General features: G+C 37.6%; 19 protein-coding genes. 4 read left to right on the plus strand and 15 right to left on the minus strand.

Annotated elements, in window-relative coordinates:
• Nucleotides 1-474: 474 nt before the first annotated feature.
• Nucleotides 475-936 carry a hypothetical protein gene (locus tag AA0X71_RS12110; protein ID WP_413355571.1) on the plus strand — a complete coding sequence of 154 codons (462 nt, stop codon included), beginning with the start codon at nt 475-477 and terminating at the stop codon, nt 934-936.
• Nucleotides 937-1,215: 279 nt separating this feature from the next.
• Here the strand turns inward: AA0X71_RS12110 and AA0X71_RS12115 are convergent, their stop codons facing one another.
• The 7 genes from AA0X71_RS12115 to AA0X71_RS12145 all read right to left on the minus strand — a co-directional run bounded on the left by AA0X71_RS12115 (nt 1,216) and on the right by AA0X71_RS12145 (nt 8,922).
• Nucleotides 1,216-2,280 carry an ABC transporter permease gene (locus AA0X71_RS12115; RefSeq protein WP_413355572.1) on the minus strand — a complete coding sequence of 355 codons (1,065 nt, stop codon included), beginning with the start codon at nt 2,278-2,280 and terminating at the stop codon, nt 1,216-1,218.
• The gene (locus AA0X71_RS12120) at nt 2,277-3,788 is read right to left on the minus strand and encodes a sugar ABC transporter ATP-binding protein (RefSeq protein ID WP_413355573.1); all 1,512 of its coding nucleotides are present in this window, start codon (nt 3,786-3,788) and stop codon (nt 2,277-2,279) included. The genes AA0X71_RS12115 and AA0X71_RS12120 overlap by 4 nt, the downstream gene beginning before the upstream one ends.
• Before the next feature lie 75 nt (nt 3,789-3,863).
• The gene (locus AA0X71_RS12125) at nt 3,864-4,847 is read right to left on the minus strand and encodes an ABC transporter substrate-binding protein (protein WP_413355574.1); all 984 of its coding nucleotides are present in this window, start codon (nt 4,845-4,847) and stop codon (nt 3,864-3,866) included.
• Between the two features lie 104 nt (nt 4,848-4,951).
• Complete coding sequence (locus AA0X71_RS12130; protein ID WP_413355575.1) at nt 4,952-5,929, minus strand: Gfo/Idh/MocA family protein; 978 nt, start codon at nt 5,927-5,929, stop codon at nt 4,952-4,954.
• A gap of 15 nt (nt 5,930-5,944) precedes the next feature.
• Entirely contained in the window at nt 5,945-6,751 is an 807-nt protein-coding gene (locus tag AA0X71_RS12135; protein ID WP_413355576.1) for a sugar phosphate isomerase/epimerase family protein, read from the minus strand.
• Nucleotides 6,752-6,914: 163 nt separating this feature from the next.
• On the minus strand, nt 6,915-7,919 hold the full coding sequence (locus AA0X71_RS12140) for a Gfo/Idh/MocA family protein (protein ID WP_413355577.1): 1,005 nt from the start codon (nt 7,917-7,919) through the stop codon (nt 6,915-6,917).
• Between the two features lie 13 nt (nt 7,920-7,932).
• The gene (locus tag AA0X71_RS12145) at nt 7,933-8,922 is read right to left on the minus strand and encodes a LacI family DNA-binding transcriptional regulator (RefSeq protein WP_413355578.1); all 990 of its coding nucleotides are present in this window, start codon (nt 8,920-8,922) and stop codon (nt 7,933-7,935) included.
• A 185-nt stretch (nt 8,923-9,107) separates the two neighbouring features.
• Here AA0X71_RS12145 and AA0X71_RS12150 point away from each other — a divergent pair, with 185 nt between their 5' ends.
• Entirely contained in the window at nt 9,108-10,076 is a 969-nt protein-coding gene (locus AA0X71_RS12150) for a sugar phosphate isomerase/epimerase family protein (RefSeq protein ID WP_413355579.1), read from the plus strand.
• 103 nt (nt 10,077-10,179) lie between these two features.
• Here AA0X71_RS12150 and AA0X71_RS12155 read toward each other — a convergent pair whose 3' ends face one another.
• Both AA0X71_RS12155 and AA0X71_RS12160 read right to left on the minus strand, forming a co-directional pair.
• On the minus strand, nt 10,180-10,494 hold the full coding sequence (locus AA0X71_RS12155; RefSeq protein WP_413362579.1) for an RNA polymerase sigma factor: 315 nt from the start codon (nt 10,492-10,494) through the stop codon (nt 10,180-10,182).
• A 194-nt stretch (nt 10,495-10,688) separates the two neighbouring features.
• Nucleotides 10,689-10,982 carry a phospholipase gene (locus tag AA0X71_RS12160; RefSeq protein WP_413355580.1) on the minus strand — a complete coding sequence of 98 codons (294 nt, stop codon included), beginning with the start codon at nt 10,980-10,982 and terminating at the stop codon, nt 10,689-10,691.
• Nucleotides 10,983-11,242: 260 nt separating this feature from the next.
• Between AA0X71_RS12160 and AA0X71_RS12165 the strand changes: the two genes are divergently transcribed.
• The gene (locus AA0X71_RS12165; protein ID WP_413355581.1) at nt 11,243-11,800 is read left to right on the plus strand and encodes an EAL domain-containing protein; all 558 of its coding nucleotides are present in this window, start codon (nt 11,243-11,245) and stop codon (nt 11,798-11,800) included.
• 90 nt (nt 11,801-11,890) lie between these two features.
• Here the strand turns inward: AA0X71_RS12165 and AA0X71_RS12170 are convergent, their stop codons facing one another.
• The 5 genes from AA0X71_RS12170 to AA0X71_RS12190 all read right to left on the minus strand — a co-directional run bounded on the left by AA0X71_RS12170 (nt 11,891) and on the right by AA0X71_RS12190 (nt 16,633).
• Complete coding sequence (locus AA0X71_RS12170; RefSeq protein WP_413355582.1) at nt 11,891-13,051, minus strand: DUF4317 domain-containing protein; 1,161 nt, start codon at nt 13,049-13,051, stop codon at nt 11,891-11,893.
• Between the two features lie 90 nt (nt 13,052-13,141).
• Nucleotides 13,142-15,481: an RNA polymerase recycling motor HelD gene (gene helD / locus AA0X71_RS12175; RefSeq protein WP_413355583.1), complete on the minus strand. Its 2,340-nt coding sequence runs from the start codon at nt 15,479-15,481 to the stop codon at nt 13,142-13,144.
• 201 nt (nt 15,482-15,682) lie between these two features.
• A complete protein-coding gene (locus tag AA0X71_RS12180) occupies nt 15,683-15,817 on the minus strand; it encodes a hypothetical protein (RefSeq protein WP_413355584.1) in 135 nt (44 codons plus the stop codon).
• Nucleotides 15,818-15,830: 13 nt separating this feature from the next.
• Nucleotides 15,831-16,238: a hypothetical protein gene (locus AA0X71_RS12185; RefSeq protein ID WP_413355585.1), complete on the minus strand. Its 408-nt coding sequence runs from the start codon at nt 16,236-16,238 to the stop codon at nt 15,831-15,833.
• A 92-nt stretch (nt 16,239-16,330) separates the two neighbouring features.
• Complete coding sequence (locus AA0X71_RS12190; RefSeq protein WP_413355586.1) at nt 16,331-16,633, minus strand: hypothetical protein; 303 nt, start codon at nt 16,631-16,633, stop codon at nt 16,331-16,333.
• A gap of 151 nt (nt 16,634-16,784) precedes the next feature.
• Between AA0X71_RS12190 and AA0X71_RS12195 the strand changes: the two genes are divergently transcribed.
• Nucleotides 16,785-17,309: an ECF transporter S component gene (locus tag AA0X71_RS12195; protein WP_413355587.1), complete on the plus strand. Its 525-nt coding sequence runs from the start codon at nt 16,785-16,787 to the stop codon at nt 17,307-17,309.
• A gap of 104 nt (nt 17,310-17,413) precedes the next feature.
• Here AA0X71_RS12195 and AA0X71_RS12200 read toward each other — a convergent pair whose 3' ends face one another.
• On the minus strand, nt 17,414-19,342 hold the full coding sequence (locus AA0X71_RS12200; RefSeq protein ID WP_413355588.1) for an FAD-dependent oxidoreductase: 1,929 nt from the start codon (nt 19,340-19,342) through the stop codon (nt 17,414-17,416).
• Nucleotides 19,343-19,620 lie beyond the last annotated feature (278 nt).

Here is a 19,620-nt window from a genome sequence, read left to right on the forward strand (position 1 = left end):
ATAGATGCGAAGATTATAGTAACCGTATAAGAAATACCCACACCTATTATTTGGATTTTTGACATAACAGACAAAACTCTTTTATTTTTCAATATGGAAGTGATTGTTATTAATAAAAACAGCACAACCATTGAAATATTTTCCATATATCGGTTTTGGACTATATAACAAATAAATACCTCCCAAAATCATTTTATATTAAGTAAAACTCAAAAAGTTACCAAAGCGGTGTTTGGTAATATTTCTTAATTTAGTGTTGTAAATCCGCATAAATCTGATGTTACTCCTCGTTGTACTAACCTGGCCCGTTAGTTCAATAACTTCAACTAAAAAGGACTTTTCCTTCTTTAAAAAAAGGCCCCTTTATAAGATTGCCTTTTGGGAGCACGATACTACCTCATGAGTTTGAAACTTTTACAACAAGTGTTCCGTAGAATATAGCAAAGTAACTTTACTCATTTGGAGGTAAATGAATTGGATAACCAAACTGATCATGTAAAATCCATTATAAGTGAGCTTCGAAGAACTGTTAGTGAACCCATTTTGAAGAAACTTAATTTAAACAAATGTGAACGGGTTGCAGACAAGTTAGGTTCCTTTTCAACAAATTGTGAAGATTGTCAGCAACAACTACTTGAATTGAAGAATCAGCTTATTCTAATAAAAGAAGATATAGCAACGATAGACGATACTAAAATAAAGCTCTTTCAACAATCATTAACTCACATCACTTCTCATCTTGAGAAAAAACATAAACTGATCCAAGAGGGACACTATCTTGCTATTTATATGTCCTTAGGGATGAGCCTAGGTCTGATGTTTGGATTAACGATATTTGACAATATTGCTTTAGGAATACCGATTGGAATGTGTTTAGGGTTAGCAATCGGAACTGGATTGGATTCTGATGCAAAAAAGAAGGGCAAAACGATATAGTTTCTAAATAGACGTGCCTGTCGACTACATGACTAAAAGCACAAAATAAAGGAGCTGCCCATTTACGAATGGTTCCTCCATTATTTTGTGCTTTTTATTTTTTGTGTTACCCCGTTAGAGTATATCCAAACTTTTTAACTGTGAGTTTATTTCCCCACCCTTTTTCGATTGAGAATGGCTCCCGTACCATATAAGAATGCAACCCCAGCAATGGTGGTTATTAACACTCACACCTTTCCCTACCATCATAATCAATCTCAAAGATACAGTAAATATTACTTAAGCCGAAAGTGCCCCATTCCCCTTAGTTCCTTTTCGTTGCAACAATACCGCTCCAATGACGATAAAGCCTTTAAACGCTTCTCTTAAAAACGGTGGAACACCAAATAAGTTTAATAGATTGTTCATAACGGCGATGATAAGCATTCCATACACGGTTCCAAGGATGAATCCTCTTCCCCCGCTCATGCTCGTTCCGCCGACAACCGCAGCAGCAATCGCGTCCATTTCCATCCCTCTCCCAGCGTTCGAAAAGTCCATGGAACCAACTCGAGATACTTGGATAATCGCAGCAATCGAGACGAGTAATCCCATCAAAGCATAGACACGTAATTTTATCTTATCTACATTTACACCTGATAACTTTGCTGCTCGTTCATTCGATCCAACCGCAATGATTTGTCTTCCGAAGGTTGTACGTTTTGAGACATAATAGAGAATGTACGCAATGATTGCCCAGTAGATAATTGGCATAATCATATAGTTTCCCATTTTAAAGCTCGCAATCTGTAAAAACTCTGTAGGGAGAGTCGTGTTGTAGCCTTGCATAAAGTGCTGGGTAACACTTCGGAAAATAAGCATTGCTCCTAACGTCACGATAAATGGAGGGACATTCCCTTTCGTAATTGTAACCCCAATCAGCGCCCCAAGAAGATAACCAAATACAAGCACGAGTACAATCGTTACAATAAATGCTGGAATACCGGTCATTCCAAGCATCCCGAGAATTCCTTTTGTCCCCGTATCAAGGAGAATCATCGAAAAAGCACCAGTCGCAACCAATGTCGATCCTACCGCTAAATCGATCCCACCAGTCATAATGACAAAGGTCATCCCAAGGGCAATAATGGCAATACTGGCATTATTTCTTAAAATATTGATCCAGTTATTGGTCCATGACTCAAACCAACTACCAAAAGAATCATAGTCAAATCCTAATACAAACGTTTGCAGGATAATCATAATAATAAGTGCGATAGCGGTGCTAAATAATGGTTCATTCGACCATCTATGTTTAAACCAACGAAAAAAATTCCGATCTTTTTCAACATTCGACTTGCTCATTGAAATGGCCCCTCCTCTTCATCTATCAATTTCCCACCGGTAGCCAGAGTCATGATTTGATGTTCCGTCATGTTTTGTCCTGATAACTCCCCTTGAATCACACCGTGATACATGACAAGGGCACGATCACAAACACGGATAATTTCATGGGCTTCACTGGATAGGACAACGACAGCAATCTGTTCGTCGGCAAGCTGTAAAATGATATCATAAATATCTTCCTTCGCACCTACATCGACCCCTTGAGTAGGATTATCTAAGATAAGTAGCTTCGGATTAGCTGCTAACCATTTCGCTAACACAACCTTTTGCTGATTCCCCCCTGAAAGACTATTAATGCTGTCTGTCAGATCGCCCATTTTGATTCGAAGCGCTTTTCGATGGCTCTCAAACACCTCTTGATGCTTCTCCGTTTGAATAATGCCCATTTTTGCAAACGTTGTCCACGTGACAATAGAAGCATTCTCAATAATATCCATGTCCTTGATAATCGCGTTTTCTTTTCTGTTACGTGGAAGGTAAGCAATTCCCTCATCAATAGCCTGTGTCGTGCTTCGAATCGTAACTTGTTCACCATTTAAGAATATCTTTCCTTTTGGAATTCCTTCAGCACCGAATATGGTCTGAAAAAGTTCGCTTCGACCATCTCCGAGTAGACCGGTAAATCCGACTACTTCTCCTGCTCGAATGGAAAAATCGACATTTTTGAAAAAGGTTTGCGAAGTTAGCCCTTCTACCCGTAAAACTTCTTCCCCTAGCTTCTTATCTCGTCTTAATGACTCTGTTCTCACGTCGTATCCAACCATGAACCTTGCAAGGTCCTGGGTCGTTACATCCCTAACGTTACCTTCCGCTACCAAATTTCCATCACGAAGGACAGCATAGCGATTACATACCTCCATCACTTCATTCAATTTATGAGAGATAAAAATGATCCCAACATCATGCGTTTTCATCGTTCTCATCATCGTAAAGACACGCTCTATCTCTTGATCAGTTAATGAGGTTGTTGGCTCATCCATTATAATAATAGAAGCATTCGTCATCATTGCTTTACATATTTCCACGATTTGCTTATAGGAAGCATCAAGGTCATGAACCATCGTAGTCGGCTTTAAATCGATATTCATTTTCCGAAATATTTCTGCAGTTTGTTTCTTCATTTGTTCGAGGTCTAAGCTTCCACTCTTTGTCTTAAGCTCTCTACCAAGAAACATATTTTCGTAGATGGGTAAGTCATTTATCAGGTTTAATTCTTGGTGGATAAAAGCGATTCCCTGATTTTGTGAATCTGCAGGGGTTTGAAAGTTTACTTGCTGATCATCGATGATAATCGATCCAGTATCTTGTTTGAAGACACCACCAAGGATATTCATTAATGTCGATTTACCAGCACCATTTTCCCCTAACAAAGCACATATTTCTCCACCTTTTATGGAAAAAGAAATGTCTTTTAATACCTCGTTACGACCAAAAGACTTGCGAATATGGTTCATTTCAACCTTCATGTCATCACTTCCATAGGATTGATTATGTATCAAAAGAGAGGGCTACAGCCCCGCCATACCCTCTCTCATCCAACTTTAATAAGGTGATCCCTCGTCTATAAACTGTTCATAATTATCTCTATCGACAATCGTTGTAGGGATAATCGTTACTTCATCAACGGACTCCCCTTTTAATACTTTAACCGCAATATCGACAGCATCCTTGACCATTGCTGGACTATAAAGGGCAGATTGAATCCAAAGATCCTCATTTTCTGGCATCATCTTGAAATACTCTTGCATACCTCCGCCACCTGTTACAACTTGTATATCTGTACGACCAGATTCATTAATCGCCTGTAGGACACCGATCGACGTCTCATCATCCATAGAATAAACAGCATCAATTTGACTATTACTTGTTAAAATATCCGCAAAGTCCTTTAATCCATCTTCTCTTGTAAATTGAGTTGCATAGGTTAATAGATTCATATCTGGGGCAAGTTGTTCCATCGTTTCAACAAACCCTTTTCCTCTTAATTCAGAAACTGAACCAGAAGATGGAACCTCTAGAATAACGACATTTCCTTCTGTTCCAATTTTATCAACGATATAGTTCGCTCCTTGGACTCCCATATCTTCATTATCCCCAGCTACTCGGTAAACCCCATCAACGTTAATGGCGATGTCAAAGTTCACGACTTCGATTCCTTCATCGATGGCTCTTTGAATCGGTACCTCCATGCCTTCCCATTGTGGAAATGCGACAATCGCTTCTGCTCCCCATGTCATTAAATCATCAAGCTGGGAAGTCATCTCTTCCGCATTTGTACTTGTTTGAATTTGGTACTCAATTTCTTCAGACAATTCTTTCGCTCGTGCTTCGGCATGATAGGCAACTGCTGCCACCCAACCATGAGTAACCGCTGGTGCTAAAATTCCGATTTTATACTTATCTCCACTTTCATCATTGGCCCCATCACTTCCAGAATTATCACTAGCTGGCTCACTATTACATGCGGCTAAAACAGGCATCAAAACTAACACAAGTAATGCAAATAGCTTTAAAGCTTTTTTCATTCGAAATTACCCCCTAATCATATTGATGAATCTATTGAGTCGATTTCATAACCATTTGTTTGTTATGAAATAGAATCCGGTTTTAAGCGCTTACATTCAAGGTGTTACATGCGAATTTGATGCCCTTTTTCTAATGAAGTTTCTATTGCCTTCATGAGCTTCAACGTATAGAGCACATCTTTCAAAGGAATAACGGTGTTTGCTTCATTATTTTCTAAACAATTGATAAAGTACGATAGTTCATTTTGAAATGCGTTCTCTTGAGGAATTACGATAGTAGATTTAGAGTCTTTCGTGTAGTAGATCATGGAGCTTTGACTGATTTTTTCTATATTTGCTCCAGCTGAGAGGTGGAAGTCGATTGTATGATCGAAAGCTTGAGCGCGAAAAGACATCGTAAATGGATAAGTTTCTGGCGTTCTTTGAGATGCTTCTACAAAAGCCTTTACACCATTTGTTAACGTGAGTGTTGTCATAATATGATCCCATGCACCATGTGAATTTTTCGTACCTACTGCATATACCTCTTCAACTTCACCTAAAAGATAGGAGATAAAGTCAATATCGTGTATATGCAAATCATAAAGTGCCCCACCACTTTTTAATGGGTCCTTAAACCAATGACTCCACTGCGGTGTTTGTCCGAGGCGACCTGCATGGATCACATCGATGTTAGCGATTTTTCCCGTATCATAATAAGACTTTATCGTTTTATATTCCGGCCAAAACCGTAACACATGGGCGACAAATAAATTCACATCATTCCTTTCAACCTCATTCATGATACTTTCCACTGATTCAATTGATAACGAGAGTGGTTTTTCACAAATGATATCTTTCCCTGCCTGGGCCGCCTTGATAATGAATTCTTCGTGTAAAAAAGTTGGTAAACAAATGTCAATCAACTCGATATCTGGATTATTCAGGACTTCTTCATAAGTTGAAAGAAATATTCCTTTTGGAATCGACTGTACTTCATTTCTTGTACAAATGGCGACAACGTTAGCGTTTTCAATTTGTTGATAAGCATCAAAATGGGTTTTACCGATAAAGCCCCATCCGATTAGACCAATGTTCTTCATGATACTCCTCCCTATTTAACGAAGAATGCGAGAAAGATAGTTGAAGGATCGTTGAACACTTTCATTAACTTCTTGAAGATTACTAGGACCCTCAGGTGTAAATTCAATTTCTACGCTTATCGGCCCCTTATAATTCGCTTTTGTAAGGGTATGGAAGATTTGCCGAAAATCGACTTTCCCATCTCCGATAGCTGGAAAATTCCATTCATGGTTGGCCCCTAATTTATCTTTCAAATGAATAAATTCAACATACCCTATCGATGCTTCCAAGTCCTCATACGGTAGGACATCGCCATAAAAGATAACGTTTGCCGTATCGTAGTTAATTTTAGCCCGATTGGATAGAGAGTGAACCAGTTTCTTCAAAGCTACTCCGGTCGCATAGTTATTTCCGTGTGTTTCGATGACGAGAACTTTATTTAATCGCTCACACTTTTCGATAATAGGTTGTAAATTTTGAACTAATTTTCTTTCATCCTCAATAACATCACTGTCATCATGAGCATCACCAGTAGCGGTCACAATATATTTGCAACCAAATGCATTTGCTAAATCAATACTTTTTAATAAATTGGCAATGCCATCTTCTCGCATGACATTGCTATGAGCACCTATGCCAATACATTTCATTCGATATTCGTGAAGCAGCTCCTTAATGTCATCTAATTCTTGTTCTGACATGTCAGGTAATACATGAGCAGTATGGTCTTTAACAGCCGCAAGTTCAATTTGCGTAAATCCAGCTCTACTTGCCCCTTTAACAGCATCTTCTAGAGAAAAACCATGGTACGTATTTGAATTAATGGCTAATTGATGAATCATATTAGCCTCCTTTCAAACATGTAATTGATTACAATATTCGTAGAAATTAATATTACAATGATGAAAACGGTATCAAAATAGTCATGGTAATTATATATGTAATCCGTTACATCTATAGTAAAAGAAAATTCTGACTTCGTCAATTCCATTATTTAAGGTGTTGCTACTGTAGCATTTTTTCAATTACCCTTAATGTCGCAATCGCTTGTTGCCCTGTGATGGCTGGTTCTTTGTCATGTACAATCGAATCAACAAAGGCATCAATTACTCCACTACTCGTTTGGTTATCATTTGTTTGAATCGATTCTAATGGATGTCTAATCACTTCCCCTTCTTTTGTTTCAATCAATAACGGCGCGTCTGCGTCTTGGTAGATTTTGATGATTCCTTTTTGACAATATATGGTCGTAGAGTTGTCCTCAGAACCGTAATATGTCCATGAAAATGAGGCAGTTCCTAATCTTCCTTTTTTCGTTTTTAACGCACAGACAACATTATCACAAACCTCAATTGGTTTCCCGTGTTCATCCACTTTATCTAAGGCACCATGAAAGGCATGAACTTCGTCAATTTCATCATTCAATAAAAAATGAATTAAATCAATTTTATGGATGCCCAAATCACCTGCAACACCAGTAAATGAACGTTCTTTTTTAAAAAACCAGGTTGAATTACTTTTGTTCACACCCCATGATTCAGGACCTTCATGACCGAAAGTAGTCTTAAAAGTTAGTACCTCACCTAATTCTTTTCTATCAATTAACTCTTTAGCCTTTTGGTGTGCCTTCGTGAAGCGTTGATTATGAGCGACCATTAATTTTTTTCCTGATTTTTTTTGTGCTTTAAGAATTTCTTCCGCATGTTTCACTGTTGTCGCTAATGGTTTTTCACATAACACATGCTTTCCATTTAATAATGCTTGTGAAGTATGAATATGATGTACATCATTGGTTGAGCAATCACTAATCGCTACAATCGTAGGATCGGTGTAAAGTTCTTCTACAGATTTGGCTACTTGACCATCAAATTTTTTTGCAAGTTTAATCGCTCTTTCCTCATTGCGATCATAGAAAACAATTTGATCTACATAAGCGTTTGCTTTGTATTCTGGCGCATGACGGTGCATGGCAATTGAACCACAACCAATAATTCCTACCTTTATGCCCAAAATGCTCATCTCCTTATCCCATCGTCGACTCACGGATAATTAATTCGTGATCCAACAAAATACTTTCTACCTTCTTTTCCTGAATGCTATTGATTAGCATCGTTGCAGCGGTAAGACCCATTTTATACATCGGTTGTGATACCGTCGTTAAAGTTGGGTTGGTCATATTGGAAAAGCTAATATTATCAAACCCCACCACTGCGATATCATCAGGTGCATGTAAGCCCTGAGCATTGACTTCTTTTAAAGCACCAATCGCCAACGTATCGGAAACAGCAAAAACGGCTGAAGGTCGTTTATCTAATTTCAAGAGCATTCTCATCGCCTGAACCCCATCTTGAAAATCGAGCTGAGTGGTATGATAAATCCATTCTTCGCGGAATGGGAGATGAAACTCTGCCAAAGCTCTTTCATAACCAGCTCTTCTTTGTCTTGCATAGAGAAATTTTTCATCTGAATTAATGAGCGCAATTTTTTCATTTCCTAATTTAATCAAATGCTTCACCGCATGATATGCCGCCAATTCATTGTCAATGCTCACGTACGGAATCATATTGCCTTCATCATACTCACTACATAGAATAATAGAATGATTTTCTGCGAGCTCAATCAATTTTTGCATATTTACAGCTGGGTCCATGGAAATTACGCCATCCGCCAATTTGTTTTTAACCATATTAAAATAAATGTTTTCTCGCTCAGGATTCGAATTTGTTTCACATAGGAGGATATTATAATGATGTGCAATTGCCGTATTTTGAATCCCGTTAATGATATCTGTGTAAAAGGGATTTGAGATGCTTGGAATCAGTACTAATAGCAGTCGACTTTCTGAATTCCGCAAATTTCTACCAAGCATACTTGGCTCATAATTCAGTTCTCTTATTGCATTCTCCACTTTTAGTCTTGTCCGTGCAGACACAGTTGAATTGTTATTAAGCACTCTCGAAACGGTGGCAACTGAAACCCCTGCTTTTTGTGCTACTTCTTGAATATTCGCCATCAAACTTCCCGCTTTCAAACTAATAGTAAATGTAATCGATTACAATTTAAATTGTAAAATCAATTCTTTATTTTGTCAATCATCATAAAATAATTAATATATTGTGAGTTTTATTTAGTATTTAGCTGTATTTTTGCTATAATGAAATGTAACGGATTACATAATGATATGAGGAGGTATATTTTATGAGATTAGGAGTATTTACTGTGCTGTACTCAGATAAGCCATTAGATGAAATGCTAGATCATGTTGCAGCACTTGGAATTGAAGCTGTAGAAATTGGAACTGGAGGCTATCCAGGCAATGCCCATTGTCATGTAGATGAATTATTAGCTGATCAAGCAAAACAAACGGAATTTATGGAAAATGTGAAAAAACGCGGTTTAATTGTAAGCGCTTTAAGTTGTCATTCAAACCCCCTTCACCCACAGAAGGCCATTCGTGATGAAGCGGATACACTTTTAACAAAAACGATTCAGCTCGCAAGCGCCTTAGAAATTCCTGTTGTGAATACATTTTCTGGCTGTCCTGGTGATCATGAAGACGCAAAATATCCAAACTGGCCAGTTGCCCCTTGGCCAAATGAATTTCAGGAAATTTTGAAATGGCAATGGGAGGAAAAAATCATTCCCTATTGGAAAGAGAAAGCTCAGTTTGCTGAACTGCATCAAGTGAAAATCGGTCTTGAATTACATGGAGGATTCTCTGTTCATACACCAGCTACTCTTCTTAGATTAAGAAAAGAATGCGGACCAGCCATTGGAGCAAATCTTGATCCTAGTCATATGTGGTGGCAAGGAATTGACCCTGTTGAGGCAATCAAAATATTAGGACGTGAAAATGCCATTCATCACTTCCATGCAAAAGATACGATTATGGATCAACCTAATCAAAATCGAAATGGAATTACCGATATGACCTCTTATGCGGACATGAAAAATCGTTCTTGGTATTTTCGCACTGTCGGCTATGGGCATGATTCGAAAGTTTGGGCCGATATGTTAAGTACGCTCCGTCTTTATGATTACGATTATGTAGTAAGCATTGAACATGAGGATGGCTTAATGTCTATTGATGAGGGGTTAACGAAAGCGATTAGCACATTGAAACCAATTATGTTTAAAGAATCGCTCGGGGCTATGTGGTGGACATAGGGACGAGGGGACAGGTCCCTCGTCCCCCTATTTGTGTTTTTTCTATCATCATTTATGGTTATTTTAAATGGCAAGAATCTATATTTGACGAGAAAAAGTTATATTAAGGAGTCTCCGTGTTACTGTTCATTAATTTTGATTTGTTCCGCGACTTGAATAACTTGTTCTTTGTTGACATTATCACCACTAATATAGTAAAAATCGTGACATTGTGCGCAATTCGAAATAGCCAAATTTTTGGACTCGACTCTCCTTTATAAGCTTGCATACTTTTGTATGCCTTCACAAATGTCTCTTGTGTCAAATCTTCTGCCTGCTGATAGTCTTGAACCATCAAAAGAACAAATTTAAAAATAGGATAGCTATACACGTCATACCATTCTTCAATTTGACTGTCTAAACAACTCCCCTCCTTCATTAAAATCAATATTTAGACGCATTAGGATAAAAAAAGTTGTGAAATTTTCGAAAAAATTCATAAAAAGAAAAGACTATCTCAAGTGGATAGTCCTCTCTCCTTATCGATCGGGATATAGTTACTGTAAGTCCTTCACAAATTCAGGATGAATTTCTACTTCAGGTCTCGCTTTTTTAACCATTTCTATTGCTTCTTCAATGGATTTGGCGATATTTAGTTCTAAAAAGACAATTAATCCCTCTAAGTATTCTCATATGGTTTAATAGAACTCTCGCATGACGTCCTTCAACTGTATAACGATTTTGCAATGGCTCTAGACGTTGAATAAACTCTTGATCACAACGACATCGGTCTCTTGTCCACTGGTAGCATAAATCATGTTGTTTACACGCTGCATCTACTGCATTAATAGGTGCACCAGGACCACTACACCCTGGACCACACCAGTTGTAGCCAGGGAACATACAGAAACGGGGAGATCTTGCCACCTTCCTCACCTCCTTATATACCGTGTAGCACTTTATTATCAGAATATGTATGAGGGGGAAATTAAGTATGGCCATTTATCGAGTAAAAATAGATTATTTCCTTTCGTTTATATTTTTTAGGTTTCAAAAAAAGTTTTCATATTTGTCATATATTTCTAAATTATAGTGAATATCAAATGATACTATTTATGATGGGAGAGTTATTATAAACGAAGTTGTTTGGTCCATTTTAAATTCACTAGGTTAGGAGTGTTTCAGAAGTGGCGACCGTTATTGATATGGATGTTGACAAATTATATACCTATTATCAACCACTCTATCTTTTAGAAAAACATACATTATTTAGTTATGAGTCTTTATTACGCTCAGAAAATGAAATACCACCTAATATTCTTTTCGAGACAGCAAGATTAGACTCACAGGTAAACATTCTTGATCGAATCGCAATCAAAAAAGGGTTATCTAGTTTTCATATTCAAGAAAATATATTCCTATTCTTAAATGTTTTCCCCTCTACTTTAATACAAGAAGATTTTTTTGATTTTCTCGACCAAAATCTAGACCAATTTGGGATTCGAAAAAATCGGATCGTGTTCGAAATTAATGAAACGATTAGTGAAGCAAACAACTGGAATATGTCAGAATTAAAAAGAGTTATTATCGAATTAAAGAAACAAGGAGTAAAAATCGCGATTGATGATGTCGGTACAGGAATTGCCTGTAGTCAAAAGATTATCGAGATCCAACCTGATTTTGTCAAATTGGCCAGGGTTATTATCTTGGAAGACCAGCATCGCTTAAGTAAGATTTTTCCATAAAAAAAGTGCCTATTACTTGTCTCAAACGACAAGTAATGGGCACTGAATGTTTTTGCTGATGGGGACAACGAACCTGTCCCCACGTCCCGCTTAAAGGGTGAGCGTTTCTAGTTTAAATCCTTCTAATAGGATGTCTTCTTCGATTTCGAGGAGTAAGCATTTCTTTCCTTCGAACATGATGTATTTTACTTTTTTCATTTCTTTTGGGTTGATCTTAATTTCAGCTACATGGGTGCTAATTTTAATTTTCTTCGGTACGAGATTCGTTGCTTTGAATTCGTGTGTTTCATCTTCGATAACGTCTTTAAATGCAAATTCTACTTTCTCCGTATCGACATTTTCGACGCCGCTAACTGTCAAGATACGTTCAATATCTTTGTAATCAAGCTTCGGATCTTCATTATCTTCATTTTCCTCATTTTCTTGTACGACCCGATCGATTTCCTCATAGACATTGGAGATCGTTTCTGTATCTAACTCATCCCCTATCACCTTTTGTAAAATGATTTCAAAGGTTGCCTTATCTTCTTCAGCAGTGATGATATCCTCACAATTAAGAACCTCTTCGATGAATCGATAGTCTGGCTCATTTGCCTTCCCTGCACTATATAGAATATGATTTACATCAGCCATATTGTCATGAAAGGCAGGAAACATAAAACCAGCTAAAGGCGCAGTCAAATTGATAATAGGATCTAAGTTTGTATTTGGCTTAAATTCTCTTTCAATATAATCAAAGGTTAATGATTTTTTCGGCTGATCCGCTTTGTTAAAGCTGCAGAAAACAAAAGAGCTGGAATATACTTCATCATCTCCACCTGTTTCTGATTCAGGATCTCGCTTTCTTGTCGGCTTTTGATACTCACCGCGGATAAAGGTAACTACTGTATCGAATTCATATACTTTAACGGAAAACATTTTTTCCACAATTTGGAGCATATGTTGCTGCCAGTCATCAGATAGGTCTGTTTGAAGAGATTCAAACAATATTTCTTGTGTACTCCCTACCACATCACGTTGAAATTTTAATTCAAATAATTTCGTATCCAGCTGACCAGTTAAAACCTTTTTAAAATTTGCCAAAAATAATTCCTGTGCTTCTTTTTCAAGCATATCGAATGGCTGACAAATATGGGTATAGATTTCTCCAGATTCTTTCTTTACATAAACATTGAAAATCTCACGAATTTGCATATGCTTGTTATTTAATTTAAATTGTTTTCGGATATTTGCGATTGTCTCTTTATTCAAATTGTCTCAACTCCCATATCCGATTATACTTTGTTGAAATAATAATTGTAATACTTGATTTTCGTGAAAGAAAGATTACAATCATTTTGATTAAGTATATTGAATGACACCTTGTTCCAAAACATCTTTTACAAATGAAGTTGGTTCTCCCACACTATAAAGATGCAATTCATGCATCGCTCTCGTGCAGACAGTATAGAAAGTTCGACGCAAACTCTCATTATCGTATACATTCTCTGAGGCATCATACATAATGACTGCATCGAATTCGATCCCCTTTGATAAATACGATGGTACAACAACTACTCCTTGTTCGTATTCAAGGGAAGTGCTCTTCAGAAGTTTGAGTTCATTAATTTCAGAAAGAGCTTCATAAGCATTTTTGCTTTCTTCCGCCGATTTGCAAATGATCGCGATGCTATGATAACCACGTTCTTTTAATTCAGTAACTTTGGAAACAATCGATCTGTGCAGCTCCTCGTGATTGTTCACTTGTATGAGCATAGGCTTCTCACCATTCCGTTCAAATGGAATGATCTTATCACCATTCGGAACAAGTCTTCGTGTAAATTCAATAATCGGTTTCGTTGAACGATAACTCCTTGCAATATTGATCACTTCCGTTTCACTCGATCCATACAAATTGGTAAGGGTGTTGAAATCAACCATTTCGCTTGCATGAGCAAATATCGCTTGATTAAAATCCCCAAGTACTGTCATCTTCGCTGCAGGAAATAGACGTTTCAAGAACTCAAATTGAAATGGAGAATAATCTTGCGCCTCATCGACAACGATATGTCTAATTGAGCTATTGATATGAAAGCCTTCAATCAGCTCTTTCAACAATAGAAATGGAGTAGCATCCTCATAAAATAGTTTCCCTTCCTCCAACATTTCTTTTGTTGATTGACAAATAGTTGGCCAATCAGCTGGAACCTCCTCGTTTATCCACTTCTTAATTTGCTGAGGCTCCCCAAAAAGTTGCTTGTAGATTTCCGTTAAATTGATAAAACGATAGGCACGAATTTGTTTTCTTAATGGTTTTAATTTTTGCTGAACAATCAATCGAGCTAGTGCTTTCGGCTCCATCTCATAGTCGGCAACCTCTTCTCTTTTAAACCCTCGTTTTTCTGCTAGGTGATGATGGGCTTTATGATACTCATCATTACTGAGAAGTTCAATCTCTTCCTGTACCCACGACTTTTTCCATTCGTCTTTATGGATTTCTTTTATCTGCTTGATGAGCCAATCCTTCAAATTTTCAAGGCGATTATGGAAACGGAGGGACGTATCCACCCTATAAAACCTATCTCCTATTTGCTGTGCCGTTATAATCGTTTTCCCCCTGAAGACAATATCTTTGAATAGCATTCCTGAGTTTTCTAATGACTGTCTGTATGATTGGAGGGCTTCGAAAAAGTGCGTTGATGCTTTGAATTGAACACTCGCTATCCTTGATTGGTATGAAGGGGTTTTCGCCCCAGTCAAAACATATTCTAATTGTTCAAAAGGAGTTTCTACTTGAAAATCTTTGCTTAGTCGATGGTCTAGATATTCTTGAAAGGTGACCTGTTGCATATTCTCTTCACCGAGTTCAGGTAGTACATTGGACACGTAACTATTAAACATCGTATTCGGAGAAAAGAGAATAATTTGATCAGCATTCAAACGATCTCGATACTTGTAAAGTAAATAGGCTATTCGTTGCATCGCAGCCGAAGTTTTGCCACTTCCTGCTGCACCATGGACAATGAGAAGTCTCCCAAGATCATGACGAATGATTTTGTTTTGTTCCTGTTGGATCGTAGCGACGATATTATGCATTTTCTTATCTGTCCCTTTGCCAAGAACCTGCTGTAAGATTTCATCTCCAATTGTGAGACTCGTATCAAACATTGACTGGAGTTCGCCACCACGAATTAAATATTGCCACTTTTTCTCCAAAATGCCGTGGATCGTACCTCCAGGAGTTTCATATTTTACAGAACCAGGTTGATAATCGTAGTAAACACTTGAGACGGGAGCCCTCCAATCATATATAAGAAAATCGTCACCGTTCGGATCCCTAAGTGTGGAAATCCCGATATAAATTTTTTCAGGCTTTGTTGTTCCTTCTTCCAATAGATCAATTCGTCCAAAATAAGGAACCTCATGCATGCGTCGTAACGTAGATAATCGCTTTGCTGCATGTCTATGACTACTTTGGCTAACGGACAACGCCTGTACCTCTTGCCTCAAACCAATAATGGTTTCAAGATAATCGTCAAAGGAATCTAAATTCACCTTTACTTCATCCCAAAAGTGCTTGCGAATATCCACTACTTCGTTTTTACGTTTAGACTTTTCTTCTTCCAATCGATTGAGCTCATCCGTTATGATTTCCATTACAACGTCTACTCGCTTTTGCTCCTGCCTAAAATTTGAATCCATTGGCTAACACTCCCAAAAAAAGTTTTATATAAAGGTTGACGAATAAATAAATTACATTGTATAATTAAGATAGGGATATTAGAGATTATTTTATAAATACAATGTACATCTATATAAATTTAACACAAACATTCATTTTTATCAATAAATAAAAGAGTCGTATTTGACGTTTTTTAACGCAATACGACTCTTTTTATGTCTCTATAATTGGGCTTCATGAATAAAGTTTTCACAGGGTTCAGAAACGGTTTCTCTTTCTCGCGGCGGTTCCTCTACCCAATTAATAAAACCATTTTGGTCAAGTCCATAACCTGCTTTCAGTTGCCCGCTAGTCAAATTAGCTTCTCCTTCATACGTTTATACTCTTTTCCGTACAAGTAATTTCAATCGTATGATTCATAGGGTCCAAAATCGGAAAGCTCCAATAACCGTTCCACTTTGGTATGTGATAGTATGTAGGGATCTCATGACGAGTTGCGGAATGTACTATTTGAATGAAATCTTCTTTATCACACTCTAATGACCAGCTTATTCTCGGTTCTGTACCACCTTGCCAACCTGGTTGAATTGAAAAACCGGATGCGAACGGGGTGTAATATTCGTGGAAATCGATACTTAATTGATGATCACCGATTTTAAAAGCTAACGTATTCGTGCTATCCCAAATAAGATCCAAATGAAGAATTTCTGTATAAAACCATTTCATTTTCGCTAAATCATTACAAAATATGTACGTAAATCCCCATCGTTTTGTCATTTCATCACCCTTTTCAACCAAATTAACAAGAGTACTCTTGTTAATTTGATCGTATCACAAATTTCTTAATTTTCAATTTTTATATCAATTTATTAACCAAATAACATATGACCTGTAACTTCAAACCATATATTTTCTGCAACTACGAATAGTATGAACACGATAATGAAGGCGATAATCGAAAAGATAATTTTGTTTATAAGCCTTGTATTAAAACGGCTATATAACTTACCATTAAAACCAACAAGCAATATATATAATGGAACAGTGACCAACATTGCGATTAAATCAATATGAGAAAACGGATTTCCAATGTAGGGATCTGAATAAACAGCTACTAGGATAATGGCGATAAAAATGATCGATTGATAGATTAAGAATTTTTTCCAAGACATAATATAAGGTCTCCGCTCTAAGACAAAATGGGTCATAATACGTCGGTTAAATAATTATACGATAACATATTGTAACAAAATATGATTATTTATTTATTTAATTCATTTTTCGTAGTATGATAGTATTTAAAAAATGGAAAGAGGTTAACAGATGAATTCAACTTTGGCACCAAAACAATCAGTGAAAACAAAAACATTGGTCATTAATGCTCTTTTTATTGCATTGGTCTTTGTATCAACGATGTTCATTAATATCCGACTCCCTATTATGGGTAATGGAGGACTCATCCACTTAGGAAATGTTCCTCTTTTTATAGCTGCTTTTCTTTATGGCAGAAAATCTGGAGCGATCGCAGGCGCTGTCGGAATGGGGTTATTTGACCTTATCTCTGGTTGGACCGCCTGGGCCCCATTTACGTTTGTTATTGTCGGAGCGATGGGTTATCTTGCTGGATTAATCGCTGAAAAGCTTCCAGGTAAAAAGTTATACGTTTATTCAATGGCTGTTGCCGTTGCTTTAATCATCAAAGTGGTAGGTTACTATTTTGCGGAAGTGCTTCTATACAGTAACTGGATGTTACCATTTGGTTCCGTACCAGGAAACATCATGCAAGTCGTCATCGCTGGTATTATCGTTGTTCCGCTAGCAGCACGATTAAAGAAACATTTAAAATAATCGAAAAAGGATAGATGTGCAGTAGATAAATCACTGCCTCTATCCTTTTTTTTAGGTGTTACTACGTAATCGAGTGATGGATAAAAATTTTTATAGAAATAAACTTAGATTTTAACGGCTAATTTTGCACCTTCGTAAACTGCTTCCGTAATGGTTCTTGCTTGAAGAGCGTCACCGATAACCGTAACATTTTTCCTTAGGGAGATTAATTGTTCTTCAAGTGGATTATAAGCTTTTGCTCCAAGTGCGAGAATAATATGATCAAAGCCTTCTAGTTTTTCCTCTTGCCCGTTTCTTTCAAAAAGAACTGCACCTTTGGATAATGCCTTCACTTCCGAATTGGTCAAAAGTTTAACACCATACTGATTCAATCGCTCTAACAGCATACTCTTCACATCAAAATGCTCTTCCGTTGCAACATCTGCTTTCATTTCCAGGACGGTCACTTGGTGTCCATGTTCTCCTAAAAGATCAGCGGTTTCTACACCGACAAGTCCGCCACCAATAATTAATACTTTTTGTCCCACTCTCTCTTTTCCTTCAATGACATCGACTGCATCTAGAACACCAGCTTCTTCAATACCTTCAAAAACAGGACGTATTGGAACTCCACCCGTTGCTAGAACTACTTCATCGAACTCCACCAACATTTCTGGCGTTGCTTCTTGTCCATATTGGAAGGTAACACCATATTTTTCACCTAAAGTTACGTAAGCCCGGATGGCTTTAATCAATTCTTGTTTATGAGGTGGCATCGCACCAATGGCGACCTGACCACCTGGACGATCATTTTTCTCGATTAATGTAACGTGATGACCTCTTTTTGCCGCAATCCACGCTGTTTCCAACCCAGCAGGTCCTCCACCAATAATCGCAATTTTTTTAGCTTCCTCAACCGGTTCAATTTTTAAAATTCCTTCTTTTCCGGTAAATGGGTTATACGTACAGGAAACGCCTGTATCCCACTCGTCTCTTCCTCTTGCCCCAGCACAGCGCTGCAGACAAGCCACACAAGGGATAATTTCTTCCACTCGGTTCTCTGCTACTTTGTTCGGAAACTCTGGATCTGCTAGAGATGTTCTTCCTAGTGCAAGCAGATCGGCAGAACCTGTAGCAACAATACCCTCTGCCAAATAAGGATCATTAATTCGTCCTGCAACGATGACGGGAACAGTGAGTGCTTCTTTTATATACGCTGCATTTCCAGCATTAAAGCCAGGCATCACAGCTTGAGGAGCTAATGTATTTTGACCGACACCATAACCACCTATCGATATACTAATCACGTCTGCACCTGCGTCTTCAAGCGCTTTTGCTACCATTCTAGATTCCTCTAGCTTTCTTCCACCAGAAACCGGTTCAACAGCACTAATTCTGATACTAACTGGGAAATCGAGCCCACATCTATCCTTAATACCTTGGATAATATTTTCCGCAAACCTCATCCTGTTTTTAAAAGAGCCACCGAACTCATCGATCCGTTTATTGGAATAGGCTGACATAAATTGTGCGATCATGTATTGGTGTGCCCCATGTAATTCCACGCCGTCATAACCAGATTCTTTTGCCCTTACTGCTGCCTCAACATATTTTTCAATCACTTGATAGACTTCTTCAGTGGAGAGTTCACGGGGAACCTCTTTATAAGTAGGACTTGGTATTGGTGAAGCACCGACGGGTTGTTTTCCTGTGAAATTTTGAGACGTTTCGCGACCAGCATGATGTAGTTGGCAAAAGATTAAACCTCCATGATCATGGACAGCTGACGTTAATTTTAAATGTCCAGGAATAAACGTATCATCCCAAATCAATAATTGACCAGGCATCGCATATCCTTCTGGATCAACACATGTAAATTCAGTGAAAATTAAACTATATCCACCTTTTACTCTAGCAAGATAATAATCAATCGTACGTTCTGACACTTGACCATTTGGCTCTCCTAGATGTGTTCCCATAGCTGGAATGATGAAACGGTTTTTGAGCTCTAAATTTCCAATTTTTATCGGTGATAACACATGTTCGAAACTCATGACAAAACCTCCTGATTCTTATTGGATGAAGGATGAACCTCAATCTACCCAAATTATACCTTTTATTATTGTGAATCAGTGAGCATATATATGAACTATTTGTGAAAGGAATCACATAAGGAAGTTGAAGAATTGAAAAAACTTTTCATCTATAGAATGGGTACTCCTAGTTATTGAAAATATCACTTTTTCTCGATCATGCCTCAAGACTTTTCAGTAATCTTTCATCTTAATATTCAATGGTAAAATTGAATTTTGATAAAGAGAAATAGGCTATT

The sequence above is a fragment of the Robertmurraya phoenicis genome, assembly GCF_047302285.1.
Taxonomy (GTDB): domain Bacteria; phylum Bacillota; class Bacilli; order Bacillales; family Cytobacillaceae; genus Robertmurraya.